Genomic DNA, 15,378 nt, shown 5'->3' with positions numbered 1-15,378 from the left:
AAGTGAAAGCGTCTGGTTCAGTTGCGGATTACCGGTGTTATCGGTATGCCCGGCGACCACAATCAGCCAGCCCGGCTTCGCTTTGATACCGACCAGTGAGTTGACAAGCATTTTGGTGGAACCCGCTTTTAGCCCGGATTTGCCGGAATCAAACAGCGACATGCTGTCGAGGCGAATGGTTTTCGGACCCTGAATGATTTTCTTAATGACCGGAGGTGGCGGCGGCGGAGGTGCCCAGTCACTGATGGCGGCCTCAACGGGCGAAACCAGGCGTAGCCCCTGATACAGCCCCAGGCGATATCGTAGTGGCTCCCCGCGACGCTGCCAGTCGTCCAGTAATGCGCCATCGGCCCGCAGACGCTGCTGTGCACGCAGTTTCGGTGCAACAGGCTGACCCGTCAGTTGGTGATACAACGCAAGGTGATCGCCAACATTACGAATGAGGCGCTGGTTGTTTATCCAGGACGCCAGCATCGCCAGCGCGAGAAAAATCCCACCCAGTAATCCGGCGTAACGCCAGAACACCATTCTGCGGCTCACGCCACGTCGGCGCGGCAGTGCTGGCAGCAGCTGTTCAGGCAACGGTAGTGGCTCTGCGGTCACGGCCGCATCCGGTGGCAGCGCCGTCACGGAGGTAATGTGCTGTTGCCAGAGATTGCCCGCGATACCGCTCACCGGCACCATGCACATGCCCTGCACACAGGGCTTCATCACCGGCAGTTCGCCCTGCCGTACCGACAGAAGGTCATTCACCGCGCTGCGCTGCCAGGCAAGCAGGCTGCCCAGCCACAGGCCATAACTCAGACAGGAAAGACGTCCGTCTGACCCGGTCTCCAGGGTCCACTCCGTCAGTGACACATTGCCCTGACCGCGCTGATACACCTGAATACCGCTCCGCTGGCTTACCGTGGTAAACCAGACCGGCTCCGCGTCAGCACAGACCACAGGGGGCGATACCCAGGTCACAGTCCACAGCGGGGGGAGAGTGCCAAATGCCGCACGACACTGGACGACAGCACGCTGCCAGCCCCGCAGAGACTGGGTAAAATCATCACCGGATGTGTGCAGCTCTGGCATCACCGCCAGCATGACGGAGATTTGCGACACCAGCGCCGGGCGGATCAGACTCAGATGTCGGGCAAGCAAGGGGAGCTGTTCTGCGTCTTTTACCCGCAGATACCAGCCCTGACGGGTTTCACGATGCCGGACAGACTCAGCGAACAGTGCGCGGTTATCGCCACACACCAGAATGACCGCGCCCTGAAAATCTTCCGGGGGCAGACTCTCGTCCACAATATCCCTGAAAGTCTGAGCCCGCAGCTGTGATGCCCGGCGCTGACGCCAGAGCATTACCCCGCACACCAGAATGACCAGCAGGCTGAGTGCCACACGGCTGCCGACCGACAGCGGCCAGAAGCCCAGGATAAGCCACAGTGCCAGTACGCCCGCCAGGGCGGTTAACAGACTCCGGTAAACATCACGCATCCTTTACCCCGGTCTGACCGTCTGACTCACCAGTTCGGTGAGGGAGGAAGAAAGGAAGAACCACAGCCCCACCAGTACGGCCGCCCCGATAATCCAGGAAAGCCAGTACAGACGACGACCGCTGCGCAAACGGGAGGCCCTTGCGACAATCGGCGCATCCTGCGAAAGCGTAAAGGCAGGCACCCGTTCACCTAATGCCCGTACCACATCTTCGCGTCGTTCATCGTCTTCAGCCCGGTACTGCCCGACAAAGCCCAGCTGCAGGGTACGGTACATACAGGTCAGCACCGCCATGTCAGGTGCCGTTTCTTTAAGCAGGTTGCGAATACGCTCCCAGAGCTCTTCACCGGCATTCAGTGTGCCAAAAAAATGCGCCTGCAGCGGATCGCGTCGCCACGTCAGGTAACCGTCATCTGTCGACCCGCGATTCAGCACGCTCTCATCCAGCAGGGCACACAGCGCATAGACCATGTGATCCCGGCTGATATCGCTGTACCCCGCCTCCGTCAGCGCGGCTTTCGCCTCCTGCACCAGGCGGCAGGCCCGGCGCCAGAGCCCTTCCCCGTCGCGGACCTCCTGTCCGCCCCGCAGCTGACTGGCCATCAGCCAGCCGGGGTAGAACGCACGCTCAATTTGACTCATTTCTGATGTATTCATGTGCGCAGCACCGCAAAGAGTTCAAGTTTCACCTCTCCCAGAGAACGCGGGGTGTAGAAGGTACAACTGCCCATTTCAAGCATGGTCCGGGCCACGTCAGAACTCAGGTCCAGCGAGAAGTACTGGTTTTCCAGACGCAGAGGGATAGCGGCCGGAACATGGGGCAGAGGTTTGATCTCTATCCCGCTCAGCGCTACGTTCACCACATCCGAGACATCCTCAAAACTGCCCGCCTTACACAGCTGCGGGAACCGGGTCTGGAGCTCGTGATTCGGCATGGAGGAACGCACCGAGAGATAAAAATCGGCCCCTTCGCGCAGGCGCGCATCGTACAGGGCACCTTTCCAGATCTGGTCCTGATGTTCCAGGTGGATACTCACCACCCGTGACGGCAGGCTCGCTTCCAGCAGCTTATCGAGCAGTGCCAGCAGCGGCGGGAATACCCGTTCCGGTGCATCGTGCTGATAGGCAGGAATATCGCCAGCGTCATGCTCCAGTGAGAAGGTCAGCAGACTGCCAGCCAAACGGGCCAGCTCACGGTACAGGAGTTCCGGGTGACGATCGGGCGTCTGCAGCAGTTCCGTCAGCACCGGCTCGGCGCTGTTCAGCGCATTGAGCAGCCAGAACAGGGACACATCGGCTACGGCAAAATCTGCCATACGTTCGTTGCTTTCACGGCGCATCGCCATCAGGCGACGACGACGCGCCTGCAGGCGTACCAGCAGGTCACCCAGTTCGGTGGCAAGCCACGGGCTGGCGGACAGAGTAAGCATCGGCGGAATGAAGGCCGGGTCACGGCTCCACTGCCCCTGGGCATTGCGCACCAGACGGGTCACCAGGCAGGTCAGATACGCCCCGTTTTCCTGGGTGGATAAGCGCAATGTCATCGCATGACGCAGTATCGCCAGCTCACCACTCTCATGCCCGGCCAGCTCCTGGACCACCACACGCTCCGCTTTCCAGCGCTTAGGGCGTTCGCTGTCCTGACCGTCATCCAGGTTGCCACCACTGGCGCTCAGCAGCGGCAGTGCGGCAACCACCTCAACAGCCTCAGAGCCGTTTGCGGCGGATAAATCACAGACCGGTGGAAGATTATCCGCCAGATCCGTATCAACAAGCGTGCCATCCTGGAAACGTACGACCAGTCGGGTGGCATTCAGGCGCGAGAGCGCCAGTGCTGCATCGTCAAATTCTGCCGCCACCACGCCCCAGGGATGAGAAATACCCATCCGGGCGACCATGCTGGCAACGTGCTCACTCCAGCGGGACTGCTGCTGAAACTGCTGAGGGGCCAGCAGTGCCCCTTCATTCCATAACGGACGATAAATCTTCATCCCTGATTTCCCCTCGCCTTATGATTTCGCCTTTGGCATCTGGGAGACCAGCGACAGATTGACGTCCATCCCTTCCACCTGGAAGTGCGGCACCGCGTACAGCTTCACGCGAAAGAAACCCGGATTGTCCTCAATATCTTCCACCGTCACCTTCGCATCCCGCAGCGGGTGAGAGGCCTGCAGCTCGTCGCCCGGATCGGTCATTTCGGTGACCAGACTTTTCACCCAGGTGTTCAGCTCCAGCTCCAGCAGGCGGCGGTCCTTGGTGGTGCCGATGTTTTCACGCTGAATCAGCTTCAGATAATGCGCAATGCGCGACAGCAGGAAGATATACGGCAGACGCGCATTGATGCGGCTGTTCGCCGTCGCATCCGCGGTGTCATACACGGCCGGTTTCTGTGTGGAGTTGGCCGAGAAGAAGCAGGCATAGTCGCGGTTTTTGTAGTACGACAGCGGGATAAAGCCCAGCCGGGCAAACTCAAACTCGCGGGTTTCCGGGATCATCACTTCTGACGGGATTTTCACCTGATTGCCGGTGCCAAGGTCATACAGGTGAATCGGCAGGTCCTGCACCGCGCCGCCCGCCTGCGGACCACGAATCTGTACACACCAGCCGTTGTTAATGAAGCTCTTCACCATGTTGGAAGCAAAGGCAAACGAGGCGTTGGTCCACAGGTATTTGTCGTGATCCGGGCCTTTGACTTCTTCCACGTAGTTGAAGCTGCGTACCGGTACGGTGTCCGGGCCATACGGCAGGCGACCCAGCACCCGCGGCATCACCAGGCCGATATAGCGGGCATCGTCCGTTTCACGGAAGGATTTCCACTTGATGTATTCCGCGCGGTCAAAGTAGTTGCCAATATCCTTGATGGCGGCCACCTCTTCCATGGAATCTTTCAGGAAGAACTGCGGCCCGGCGGAGCCGATAAAGGGCATATGGGCTGCGGCGGACACGTTGGAGATATTACGCAGCAGCGCCACGTCCTGCGCCGACGCATCAAACTCGTAAGCGGAAATCAGCGCGGCAATCGGCTCTCCACCCGGGGTGTCGTACTCGGCGACATACGTCTGCAGGTACAGCCCGCTCTGGATGATTTCCGGGGCGTCCTCAAAGTCCTGGCGTAAATCCTCTTTGGACAGGTCCAGCAGCTCGATCTTCACGTTCTGACGGAAGTCAGTTTTATCCACCAGCGATTTAACCCCACGCCACAGGCTTTCCACCGCCTGAAAGGCTTCATGGTGCATAACAGCATCAAGCTGACGACTAATCTGCCAGTCCAGTTCAGCGATATGATGGTCAATCAGATTCTTGTCCAGCTTATCGACTTTTGCCCCCGCCTTGCTCAGGCACTCCAGGAACACCTGCATCCCGGCCGTTAAACGTTCATCCGCAGTTGCATCCGACATCGCCTGCGCGTCCTGCCAGATATCCAGCGCACTCAGTTCAGAGACCGGGTTAAGATTGATTTTTTCAAACAGGGAGGCATAAACCCCGCCCACGGCAGGACGCTCCAGCACCACGCTTTCGCCACCCGCGGCATTCTCATTTTTTACAGACATCAGCATCTTCCTTTTTAATCCGTTAAATCATCGTGAGCGCTACGGCTGTTTCGGGGCCAGAGCAGACAGTTCGGCTTTCAACTCCGCACTGAGTGCCGGATCAAGCAGCACTTTTTCCAGCTCTTTCCTGAAAGTCTGGTTATCCAGCAAATTCGCCTTGAGATCGCGCAATAAATTGCGCATGGCAAGCATGGCTTTCAGCTGCGGAATTTGACGCGCAACCTGCTCCGGGGTGAAATCATTGATGTCGCGGAAGGTCAGACTGATATTGTCTTCGCTGCCGTCATCAGCAAGGGTATTTTTAACGGTGAGATTAACGTTCGGGGAATATTCAAAAAGGACGCTGCTAAAGTTGTTTTTGGAAATATTAACCTTGCTACGCTCTGATAATGCCGCTGTCTCCTGACCATTACTGAAGTCGCCGGTGACGAGTAATTTTAGCGGTAATTCTGTTTTCTTGCTCGCGCCCCCTGTATGCAGGTCTAATTTTAAATTAATACGTGCCTTCGGCACCTCAGACTGAAAGCTGTCTGCCATAACGTCGTCCCTCAGTTTATTGCTGCGTGCTATATCGGATCCTGTTTTTTTCACGCAAAATAATAGAGCAATAAACAAGAATAAAGCAATGAAGTAGTTCAAAAAATTGACCAAACAAATACACCGATAACTTTCCACCACAAAAAAGATATTTACCTTGTAAAAATATTGAAATTAGCAACATCTTACGCAGGGAAAACAATAATCAAAGAATATAAATTTGCCAACATCATACAAAACAGGGCGCAAGTGAAACATTGCAAATAATATTGACTTAGATCATGGATACATCATTCACACAGAAGATTGCCGGAAGATTCTTAACTATAAGGACACCGGACAGATTACCTTGCCTCTTTCACAGGAAAATCTGAATACCCGGTAACGCAAAAATCAAATAACCCCCACTTAATTTTTCCGGGATTTTTAGCGTCTGCCCCATCAGTTGTTACCGGGGTAGGGAATTTAAACACGGTCAGCGAAGGAAAACCGGCACATATACGGAGTACGTAAAAATATGGGGCGCAGGACAGATACAAAATGACAAATTAAATAGCCATGGCGGGCCAGATATTAGTCATAGTGAAAGTTCAACAAACCCACTTAATTCCCCACAAAATAATTAATTAGCAAAAACATAATTAGCACTGGGCATTATTACCGCATTTATAGCCAGATAAGTCTGTAAGATTGCCTGACGATTATCGTTTAACATACGCGGGAGCATGAAAGTTACAAAAACTGCATCAGGACGGTTATTCCCTCCATCAGTCGGTGCTGAGCAATAATATCGACGGTCAATATCCTGCTTCCTCATATAACTGAATTACTTTACAACGGTTTATCCGGCAGAATGGCTGAGAGGCTGTTGCACAGCAGCTAACGAAATTCAGACCCGCTTTAAGCGTCTGCCCAATCCCGATAGGGTGATGTAGGTGTACCCGCACCTGACGGAAGGTGAACCAACACCAGTCAGTGCCGGGATACAGCACCATTTTTCCGCGCGTGCATTATGCCCTGCCCGGCGAACGTGTGGAGACCATGTAATGAGCCCGCTCCCGCACCGAGAAACTTATGCAGCAGGCGGCTGACGCTGCGTATCATAAAGGCCCGTCGTTTGCCGATCTGTTACCGTGGATGGAGTTTCAGAACAACTCGCAAATGCTGCGGCTTGACGATAGTCGTGCGGTCGCTGCTGTCTACGATATTACCCCAATCGGCACCGAAGGCCGCTCCGGGCAGTATCAGGATGAAGTGCGTGGCAACAGCAGATTTCAGTGCACTGAAAGCACAAAATGATAGTCCTGCAAAATACATGCGTGCGATAAGCGTTTCTGAAATTATGAGTAAAGTTTGACATCCTCCCCTGCCTGAAAGCCGGCCAGGATGTCAACGTTTATGATTAACCTTATGAGCATGTTGCAGTTAACAATCATCACAGGCCAGGTAAAGCAACGCATGGCCTGTCTCAGTCACCCGCCGCGGGTCAGAACATATCCACCCGGAAATCCACACCTACCGTTCGCCCTGCGTTCACCTGCGCAAACGCCGTATCGCCGCTGAGATAAGCATAAGTGCGGTAGCGCCGGTCAAACAGATTATCAACATACATAGCGACGTTAAGGCGCTCCGTTGCCTGCCAGCCAAGGCGGAAGTCGGTGGTGACGTATGCCCCCTGGCGCAACAAATTATCACCATCAAAATAGTGAGCGCCTACCAGATTCACCGCCAGACGCGGCTGCAACAGGCCATATTCCGTATTGATGGCGCCATTCACACTGCTACTGGCGCTGTACTGAGGAACAAACGGCACCTTATTATTTTTATACAACTCGCTGCCGCCGGTAAATTCGGAGCGGATCAGATTGCCATTCAGATCCCACGACCAGCCGGGGATAAACCGCCATCTGCCGTTAAACTCCAGCCCACGGGCATCCGCGCTGCCCGCGTTGTTAAGGGTCTGCATCCCGACCGGCCCGGAATAGAGCTGCATATCCCTGCTGTGGGTATAAAACACCGCCCCCTGCAACATCAGATCATCTTCTTCGTAGCGGGAACCAATCTCATAGTTGATGGACTTTTCCGCTGCATAGGGTGCTGCCTCGACATTAGCCGTCGGGATAATATTAAACCCCGCAGGCTTGTAACCCTGAGCAACGCGCGTATATACCCGCCAACCGTCCATCAGCCGATAACCTGCAGAAAGCTGGCCCAAAAGCTGATTGTCATGGTGGCTGTTGCTGTCGCCAAACTCCGTATCCATCACAGTACCGTGATAGCGTGTGTCAGACCGATCGTGCGACACCCTCAGTCCGCCGCCAAGATCAAGCCGGTCGGTGAGGTGCCAGGTCAAATCACCGTAGCTGGCCAGCGTTTCAGATGAAGTGGCAGAGTGCGTTGTCATATAATTGAAGGTGGGCATATCATACGCGAGATCGATTTTCTGACGGGTTTTCTGGCGATAAAGCCCAAAAACCATATCCACGGCGCGGCCACTGCCATAGGTTGAGGCGCGTATTTCCTGCACGTCCTGGTTCCAACGCTCTGGCATGCTGGCGATCACCGATCCGTTGGCAAAACGGCGATCGTAGTTCTGCTGCTGAAAGGCCCCCACCAGATTAAAAATCCAGTTCTCGGTGGTATATTTACCGCTGAGTGACTGACTGTGAGTACAGCGTTTCAGGCGAGGATCGGGCGCACCATCCGCCATGCTGAGTGTCCGCCCCTTAATATCATTAAATGGCAGATAGCTGTCCTGAGTGGCACGGGTGCAATCTTCCGTCAGCGAGAGTCCGGCTTCCCAGGGGCTGTCGTCAGGGGCTAATCGCAGGCGGAGATTGCCGACGCTGCTGCGCGTGCCGCCAAGGTTATCACTGCCCGTTGACGGATTTCGCAGATTGCCATTATCTACCTGTCGAAGCAGCGTAACGCTGCCGTAGAGCAGCCCGTCCTGTAGCGGCCCGCTGAGGTTCAGTTTACTGCGATAGCCTTCACGGCTGCTTACCCCCCCTTCCAGGTAGCCACGCGGCGTGCCATCAGGCTGTTGGGTAACAATATTGACAATGCCGCCCTGAGCACTTTTGCCATAAAGCGTTCCCTGCGGACCACGCAGCATTTCAACGCTTTGCACATCGGTTAGTGCCTGGAAAGTGTTGGTGGCAAGCTGCGGCACACCGTCGATATACATGGTGACGGCAGGGTTATAAAAATCCTGTGCTGACGAGACGCCACGCAGAGAAATAATCGGGTAAAGCAGGCTACCACTGTTTTCTGTTTGCAGTCCGGGTAGTACCCGGCTGAGTTTTTGCGTGCCGGTAACATTGGCGTCATGTAGTTGTTCTCCAGTGGCAATGCTGGAAGAGACATTTTGCGCCGACGCCGACCTGGAAGATTGTTTACTGGCAGTCACCACCAGCGCTGTATCGTCTGGAGAGGATTGGGCCAACGCCAGAGGAGAAAACAGTAAGCCGGTAAAGGCCAGCGGGCAGAGTCGTATTATTTGCATATGGTGTATCCCTGAAAGAACAAGTGCCAGATAAAAATGTCGGCAGACAGTGCCGCAGCAACGAATAAATGAGAAATCTTTAACAACGTTGTTATTCACCGAAATGCACGATGTTTAGGGCACTGCGGCAAATTTCATCTTTCACGCCAGCCCGGAAGCTAAAGTGGGTCAGTCTGCCAACGTTTGACGCGTTGCTGAGCCTGCCACATGGCAAAGTAGCGCCCTTCAAGAGCGATCAGTTCGTCATGTATTCCCTGTTCTGCCACCCGGCCGCTATCGATAACCAGAATCTGGTCCGCCGCCGCGATGGTGGAGAGACGGTGAGCAATGACAATGACCGTCCGCTCCTGCACCAGCGCATTGATGGCGTGCTGAACGGCAACTTCACTTTCCGCATCCAGTGCGGCGGTAGGCTCATCAAGGATCACCACAGGTGCATTTTTCAGGATCGCGCGAGCAATGCTGATGCGCTGTCGTTCGCCGCCTGACAGATGTCCGCCCACATCCCCAACGCGGGTAGCATAGCCGTTTGGCAGACGAGTAATAAATTCGTGGCAGCAGGCAGCACGTGCAGCGTCTTCAATCTCTTCATCACTGGCATCAGGCCGCGCCATGCGAATATTGGCAAGAATGGTATCGTCAAACAGATACACGTCCTGGAATACGACGGAAATCAATGTATTGAGGGCTTCCGGTGTCACGGCCCGAAGATCGACACCGCCGAGGGTAATGCGCCCGGACTGGGGATCTGCATGGCGCATCAGCAGGCGCGTCAGCGTGGTTTTACCACTGCCGGAGGGTCCCACCAACGCGGTCAGGCTTCGTGCCGGTAGCCGGGCCTGCAAATGGTGGAACACCGGCTTGTTACCGTAGCTAAAACAGACATCCTCGAAGACAACATCAAATGACCGTGGCACCCGTGCCGGGGTTAGCTGTGGCAAAGGCGCAATACTCAATAACGCATCGATCTTCGCCAGCGCCGTTTCGATAAGGTCAATCATTTTGGTGTAGAGCACAAAGGTTGCTAACGGTTCACCAAAACGCACCACAATCACCATCAGCGCGGCAAGAACTGCAATATCGAGACTCCCGCTGGCAACCAAAAGGGTACCGATAAACACCACCAGCAGCACCATCAACTCCATCACCGTCGCGAGGATCAGGTTTGGCCTGGCACCTTTTTTCTGCCCGATAGTCTGGATAGCTTCCAGCTGCGTCAGTCCGGCCTGAAAGGCTGCCGCCCGCTCCCCCACACAACAGGCCGCGCGCAATACCGGCAGCCCTTGAATGTATTCCAGAATATCGCTGCTCACCCGTTCGTTAGCCTCTGCCAGCATACGCATCCCGCGCCCATAGGCAGGCCGCCGCCAACGATAGAGCGGGATCAACAGCGGAAAAACCAGTAGTAAAACCAGCCCCATCCGCCAGTCGAACCACACCGCGACCAGCGCCACGGTCAGCGGCGTAAACAGTGCCGTTGCCATCATATTAGCAATGGTCAGAATGTAGCTCAGCGTCTCGTCAACACTGCCCAGTATCGTGGCATTCACGCCACCGGTACGGGCGTTTTGCAAAACCCCCAAAGGAATACGGCGTAACTGCTCACCCAGTTCGGTACGCAGTTCATGTGTGGTATGCACCATATCGCCGCGGTAATCAAACCCCTGTGCCCACCACCGGATCACCGTACTGATAAGCATCAGCACCGTCATTCCCGTCAACCACCGCAGCGCTTCTGGCCAGTCATGTACAGGGAAAAGAGCCATAAACAGCGGCATCAGGCAGGCCAGTGCAAGCCCCTGAACCACTGCGGCCAGCGCAAGACCCGCCAGGCTGGCGCGCAAACGAGGCATCCGGCTGCGGGCACATCGCATCAGTAAACGCCAGCTTTGGCGAAATGAAGCAATTGGCGGAGAGGCGCTCATGATGGTTCTCCCGTTTTCTCTGCCGTCACCATCCAGTCCTGCGCTTGCTGATAATTACGCCATAGCCGGGCATAGACCCCACATTGCGACACCAGCGCCTCATGACGCCCACGCCCGACCAACCGACCCCGGTCAAACACCAGGATCTGGTCGACATCACGAACAGTGGCGAGTCGATGCGCCACCATTAACACGGTTTTACCGCGCATCAGACGGGAAAGCGCCGCCACCAGTGCCGCCTCATTTTCAGGATCGGCAAAGGCAGTGGCCTCGTCCAGCACCAGAATAGGCCGGTTTTGCAGGATCGCCCGCGCAATGGTAATACGCTGGCGCTGTCCCCCCGACAGGAACACGCCGCGCTCACCGACCTGAGTGTCATAACCCTGTTCCAGCGCCATAATAAAATCATCGGCCTGAGCCGCAGTGGCCGCGGCAACCACTTGCTCCCGGGTAGCGCCTGGCATACCCAGTGTGATATTGCTGGCGATGGTGCCGGAGAACAAAAAGGTATCCTGAAACACAAAAGCGACCTGCTGCATCAGAGTATCAGGCAGCATTTCGCGTACGTTCACGCCTCCCACCAGGATACAGCCCGCGCTAACGTCCCAAAAACGTGGGATCAACCGCGCTACGGTGGTTTTTCCCGCCCCGGAAGGGCCGACCAGCGCCGTTACACTCCCCTCTGGCACGGTGAAGCTCACGTTATGTAATACCTGGCCACCATCAACACCATAACTGAAATCGACCTGTTCAAAGCGCACGCTATGATCCACTGGCTCTCTGGCGCTGGCCGGTTCCACCAGCGGCATCACCGGCACTGCAAGCAGTTCATGAATACGTTGAATACTCATCTGCGTTTTGGCCACCAGGTGTTTTAGCGACATCAGAGGCAACAGCGACTCGGCCATTCCGGTTCCTGCCAACAGCACCGCCAGCCAGCTGGACACTGCCAGCTCATCACGGCTTACCAGCCATCCCCCCAGCCACAACAAGACAGCCAGCGTCGGCAGTGGGTTAAGGATGGCAACCGACAGTCGCGACGAAAAACCCACCATCCTGTACCAGCGCAACACGACATCCAGAAAGGCATCCAGCGCCCGCTGATAACGCATAAAGGTGGAGGTTCCTGTGTCAAAGGTACGCACCACTGGCATCGCCTGCACATACTCCACGACTGACCGACTGATATTTTCACTGGCAGAATGGTAACGCTGCGTCATCCCGTCACTGTCACGCATCGCCAGAGAAACCACGATCACACCGACCCCCAGCACCGCTGTGGCGACCAGTGCCAGACGCCAGTCCAACCACCACAGCAAAACAAAGGTTAACAATGGCGAGGCAAACGCTCTGGCATAGAGCGGCGTACTGTCGGCAACGAACACATGCAGTGCCTTAACATCCTCCATCATCACTTTTGTCAGCGCCCCTGAGCCGATCTGTTGCAAAAAACCCAGTGGGACGCCAGCCAGATGCGTGGCAAGATCGGTACGCAACCGCGTCTCCAGCCGGAAGGCGGCAAAATGTGACTGATTAAACGCAGTCAGCCTCAGCACATAGGCAAACACCGTCAGTAGCGCCGCCAGCATCAACATCGGCCACGGAAACCGATCCGCATCGTGCAACAGGCCATACACCGCCAACGCCAGCGCACATAACGCAGCCAGTGTTGCGGCAGAAGCCAGTCCTGCCAGCACCATAGCGAAGTAGATCTGCCCGCGCACGGGCCTCAGAATCGACCACATGTGAGGTACCTGACGTCGGTTATCTTTACGCATACATCATCCCTGCCGCCGATCGGGGCAATCCAATATCGTCGCCTGCTGTCTGACCACCAGCACCGCTACCCCAGCGGACATAGCCGCCAACCCAAAACAGACGTGGTAGCCTAAATGCTGTGCCAGCCATCCGCCTGCAACACCGCCCAGCATAGCCAGCAGCGCATCGGCACTTTGAAACAGGGTGAAATCCACCCCGGACTGCAATGGTGAGGTCAATCCCATCAGCGCGGAATAAAGCGCGACCCAAACAAATCCCAACGCGGCGAATATGAGCACAATGAAGGTCATCAACAGCCCCAGAGAAGCAGAAGGGGCTGCAATCGCCAGCGCCGCCAGCATACAGCCCTTAACAGCGACGGCAATCCACACCGCACGCCAGCCGGGGGCGAGCCGTACCAGCAACCCACCGAGAAACGTCCCGCTGAGGCCGGCACCAATAAAAACCGAGCTGAAAAACCAGCCCAGCTGTTCAATATTCAACCCCCGGTCAAGCAGAAAAGGGCCAAACATGCCCAGTGATAAACGCACGCCAATACTGGAAAGCAGCATCAACAGCAGACCCCTGCGGATCGGTGAGCGGCGTAGCGCATTGAACAGTCCGGGGCGATGTTTGTTCACGTCAGCCGTTACATGGCGCGAAGGCTCCTGCAATAGCAGCATCGGCACACTCAACAACAGGATCGCCAGGCAGGCCGAGAACAGCGCCCAGGGCAGTCCCAGTCTGCCAGCCACCAGCAAAAACCCTCCCGCACCCAGCATCGCCCCAACATAGCTGCCACCCACCTGCGCCACGTTTCCCCAGCCACGCTGCTGGCTGGCAAGCTGTTCGACGGTAAAGCCGTCGCTGGCCACATCCGTAGTCGCCGCCACCAGCGACGCCACCAGCAGACCAGCCACTATCCATCCGGCATAAGAGGCCAGAGCGAGATGCCCGGCCAGCGCCAATGAGCCGATCACCATCAGGATTGCCGCAATCAGCCACTGCCCTGCCAGAATAAGCGTACGCGATCGCCGTTCGGCACGTCCGGCGGGTAAACGCCAGCGCTCAACGGCTGGTGCCCACAGAAAACGCAATCCCCACGGGATCCACAGTAGCGCTGTCAGCCCCACCACCTGCAAAGAAGCACCCGCCTCGCGTAGCAGCGACGGTAGCGCCTGCGTGGTCAGTGCGGTGATAATGGTCTGGCTGACATAAATTCCGGCAATCGCCGGTAAAACCTGCCGGGGGCGTAGCAATGACAAAGCGCGAGGAGTAGTTGACATGCCGGAAGTCCGTACCTTTTACAGGGTATATTTCTGATTCAAAAGGCGATTTTTCGACTATTGCCGATAGCAATTATGTCTTTTCGCAACGAAAAATGTTGTAAGTGATAGTGAGTATCATTACGCTAATTCAAAGATGGTGCTAACGGTTTTCAGGAAAAACTTGCTGTTTTCAGGAAATATTTATGACGGTGAATGCACAAAGAGTATCCGTACAACCTGCGCTTAAGCCGCACAGGTTGCAGGAAGAGCACGTAGCGGGGATTCAGGAAGAGTGGCGACACGTCGTACACATGTACCAGCCCTGCGATGGACTGGGTATCAACTGTATTAACGGACGCCCCGGCAGTAAATGGGCATTTAACGCCGAAGGACCACCGGCGTTCAGCATCAATATTCTTATTGAAGGTCGGATGCAGGCCGCCTTTGACAATGGCACCGTGCTCGATGCAAGGGCAGGTACGGCGATTATGATGGCAACCGGTCAGTATGCAACGGGCTGGGATGTGCTGGACGGAAAATCCGAAGGCGCTTTTCGCATGGTCAGCATCCATATGCAGGAAGCGGCGGTTGCAGGCCTGACCGGTTTGCAACTGGACGACCTTCGTCAGCGCATTACTACCGTTAAAGGTAATCAGGCACACATTGATGCATTTCTTGGGTCAATGCCCGCCTCCAGCGCTCTTCAGCGTCTTGCCTGCGGATTACTGGGTTTTGAGTGTAGCTGGCCGGGCGCATGTATTTCGCGGGATATCTATCTGAGGGCAAAAGCACTGGAAGTATTGGCCTGCTTCCTGCGCGAAAATATCACCCAGCAGCAGATTAAGCTGCCCGTCCCTGCTGACCGGTCATTGCTGAATGAAGCGCGTGTCATGCTGGAAAAAGACTATGGAAAGGAATGGAGCGTACAGTCTCTTTCACGCCTCATTGGCCTGAATGAAAAGCGTTTACAGTCCGGGTTCCATGCCATGTTTGGCTGCTCGGTACATGCCTGTCTGACACGTATTCGTCTTGATGCCGCCGTCACCATGTTGCAACGTGGTGCCAGCGTCACCGAAACCGCCGCCTGCTGTGGTTTTGGAAACCTGAGCCATTTCAGCCGCGTGTTTCGCAACCACACCGGGATCTCTCCCAAGCAGTGTGCGCTCGGCATCACTCCAGACCCACAGCACAGAGATACAGGCATCGGGCTGTAATTAACGTCACCCGCACCCGTTCACTGTAAATGGTATGATGGTAAAGCGGTCAACGTAATACCCTGCGTTGTCCGCCAACCTTGTTACCCTGCCTTTTGGCAGTCTGCCACCCTTTTTCGACAGACGGCTGGGCAA

11 protein-coding genes and 1 pseudogene are annotated in these 15,378 nt (G+C 55.8%); 3 read left to right on the top strand and 9 right to left on the bottom strand.

Annotation, left to right across the window (positions count from 1 at the left end):
- From EB241_RS19870 to tssB, 5 genes are all read right to left on the bottom strand, one after another.
- Positions 1 to 1,485 (bottom strand): OmpA family protein (locus tag EB241_RS19870; protein WP_199737404.1); only part of this gene is annotated, 1,485 nt, incomplete at its 3' end.
- 3 nt (positions 1,486 to 1,488) lie between these two features.
- Positions 1,489 to 2,142 carry a type VI secretion system protein TssL, short form gene (gene tssL / locus EB241_RS19865; RefSeq protein WP_124234806.1) on the bottom strand — a complete coding sequence of 218 codons (654 nt, stop codon included), beginning with the start codon at positions 2,140 to 2,142 and terminating at the stop codon, positions 1,489 to 1,491.
- Positions 2,139 to 3,476 (bottom strand): type VI secretion system baseplate subunit TssK, encoded by a 1,338-nt coding sequence (gene tssK / locus EB241_RS19860; RefSeq protein WP_124234805.1) that lies wholly within the window; start codon positions 3,474 to 3,476, stop codon positions 2,139 to 2,141. Before tssK ends, tssL begins: the two co-directional genes overlap by 4 nt.
- 18 nt (positions 3,477 to 3,494) lie before the next feature.
- Complete coding sequence (tssC, locus tag EB241_RS19855; RefSeq protein ID WP_124234804.1) at positions 3,495 to 5,042, bottom strand: type VI secretion system contractile sheath large subunit; 1,548 nt, start codon at positions 5,040 to 5,042, stop codon at positions 3,495 to 3,497.
- Between the two features lie 33 nt (positions 5,043 to 5,075).
- Positions 5,076 to 5,573 carry a type VI secretion system contractile sheath small subunit gene (tssB, locus tag EB241_RS19850; protein ID WP_124234807.1) on the bottom strand — a complete coding sequence of 166 codons (498 nt, stop codon included), beginning with the start codon at positions 5,571 to 5,573 and terminating at the stop codon, positions 5,076 to 5,078.
- An 872-nt stretch (positions 5,574 to 6,445) separates the two neighbouring features.
- Between tssB and EB241_RS21695 the strand changes: the two are divergent.
- Both EB241_RS21695 and EB241_RS19840 read left to right on the top strand, forming a co-directional pair.
- Positions 6,446 to 6,620: pseudogene (locus EB241_RS21695) on the top strand (TIGR03751 family conjugal transfer lipoprotein); the annotation flags it as partial.
- Positions 6,621 to 6,647: 27 nt separating this feature from the next.
- Positions 6,648 to 6,872, top strand: a complete 225-nt coding sequence (locus EB241_RS19840) for a TraC family protein (protein ID WP_124234803.1) — start codon at positions 6,648 to 6,650, stop codon at positions 6,870 to 6,872.
- A gap of 187 nt (positions 6,873 to 7,059) precedes the next feature.
- Here the strand turns inward: EB241_RS19840 and EB241_RS19835 are convergent, their stop codons facing one another.
- From EB241_RS19835 to EB241_RS19820, 4 genes are all read right to left on the bottom strand, one after another.
- Complete coding sequence (locus tag EB241_RS19835) at positions 7,060 to 9,078, bottom strand: TonB-dependent siderophore receptor (protein ID WP_124234802.1); 2,019 nt, start codon at positions 9,076 to 9,078, stop codon at positions 7,060 to 7,062.
- Between the two features lie 158 nt (positions 9,079 to 9,236).
- Positions 9,237 to 11,003: an ABC transporter ATP-binding protein gene (locus tag EB241_RS19830; RefSeq protein ID WP_124234801.1), complete on the bottom strand. Its 1,767-nt coding sequence runs from the start codon at positions 11,001 to 11,003 to the stop codon at positions 9,237 to 9,239.
- Positions 11,000 to 12,781 (bottom strand): ABC transporter ATP-binding protein, encoded by a 1,782-nt coding sequence (locus tag EB241_RS19825; RefSeq protein WP_124234800.1) that lies wholly within the window; start codon positions 12,779 to 12,781, stop codon positions 11,000 to 11,002. Before EB241_RS19825 ends, EB241_RS19830 begins: the two co-directional genes overlap by 4 nt.
- A gap of 3 nt (positions 12,782 to 12,784) precedes the next feature.
- The gene (locus EB241_RS19820; RefSeq protein WP_124234799.1) at positions 12,785 to 14,047 is read right to left on the bottom strand and encodes an MFS transporter; all 1,263 of its coding nucleotides are present in this window, start codon (positions 14,045 to 14,047) and stop codon (positions 12,785 to 12,787) included.
- Between the two features lie 185 nt (positions 14,048 to 14,232).
- Between EB241_RS19820 and EB241_RS19815 the strand changes: the two genes are divergently transcribed.
- Positions 14,233 to 15,243, top strand: coding sequence for a helix-turn-helix transcriptional regulator (locus EB241_RS19815; RefSeq protein WP_124234798.1), 1,011 nt, complete (start codon positions 14,233 to 14,235; stop codon positions 15,241 to 15,243).
- Positions 15,244 to 15,378: the final 135 nt, after the last annotated feature.

It is taken from the genome of Erwinia psidii (assembly GCF_003846135.1).
Classification (GTDB): domain Bacteria; phylum Pseudomonadota; class Gammaproteobacteria; order Enterobacterales; family Enterobacteriaceae; genus Erwinia; species Erwinia psidii.
The sequence above is the reverse complement of the archived record's forward strand: the minus strand, read 5'-3'. Positions and strand labels throughout refer to the sequence as shown.

What these genes read in the sequence shown, in the direction of transcription:
- tssL (WP_124234806.1), bottom strand. Translation starts at nt 2,142, where the DNA reads ATGAATACATCAGAAATGAGTCAAATTGAGCGTGCGTTCTACCCCGGC.
- EB241_RS19820 (WP_124234799.1), bottom strand. Translation starts at nt 14,047, where the DNA reads ATGTCAACTACTCCTCGCGCTTTGTCATTGCTACGCCCCCGGCAGGTT.
- EB241_RS19830 (WP_124234801.1), bottom strand. Translation starts at nt 11,003, where the DNA reads ATGAGCGCCTCTCCGCCAATTGCTTCATTTCGCCAAAGCTGGCGTTTA.
- tssK (WP_124234805.1), bottom strand. Translation starts at nt 3,476, where the DNA reads ATGAAGATTTATCGTCCGTTATGGAATGAAGGGGCACTGCTGGCCCCT.
- tssC (WP_124234804.1), bottom strand. Translation starts at nt 5,042, where the DNA reads ATGCTGATGTCTGTAAAAAATGAGAATGCCGCGGGTGGCGAAAGCGTG.
- EB241_RS19840 (WP_124234803.1), top strand. Translation starts at nt 6,648, where the DNA reads ATGCAGCAGGCGGCTGACGCTGCGTATCATAAAGGCCCGTCGTTTGCC.
- tssB (WP_124234807.1), bottom strand. Translation starts at nt 5,573, where the DNA reads ATGGCAGACAGCTTTCAGTCTGAGGTGCCGAAGGCACGTATTAATTTA.
- EB241_RS19815 (WP_124234798.1), top strand. Translation starts at nt 14,233, where the DNA reads ATGACGGTGAATGCACAAAGAGTATCCGTACAACCTGCGCTTAAGCCG.
- EB241_RS19825 (WP_124234800.1), bottom strand. Translation starts at nt 12,781, where the DNA reads ATGCGTAAAGATAACCGACGTCAGGTACCTCACATGTGGTCGATTCTG.
- EB241_RS19835 (WP_124234802.1), bottom strand. Translation starts at nt 9,078, where the DNA reads ATGCAAATAATACGACTCTGCCCGCTGGCCTTTACCGGCTTACTGTTT.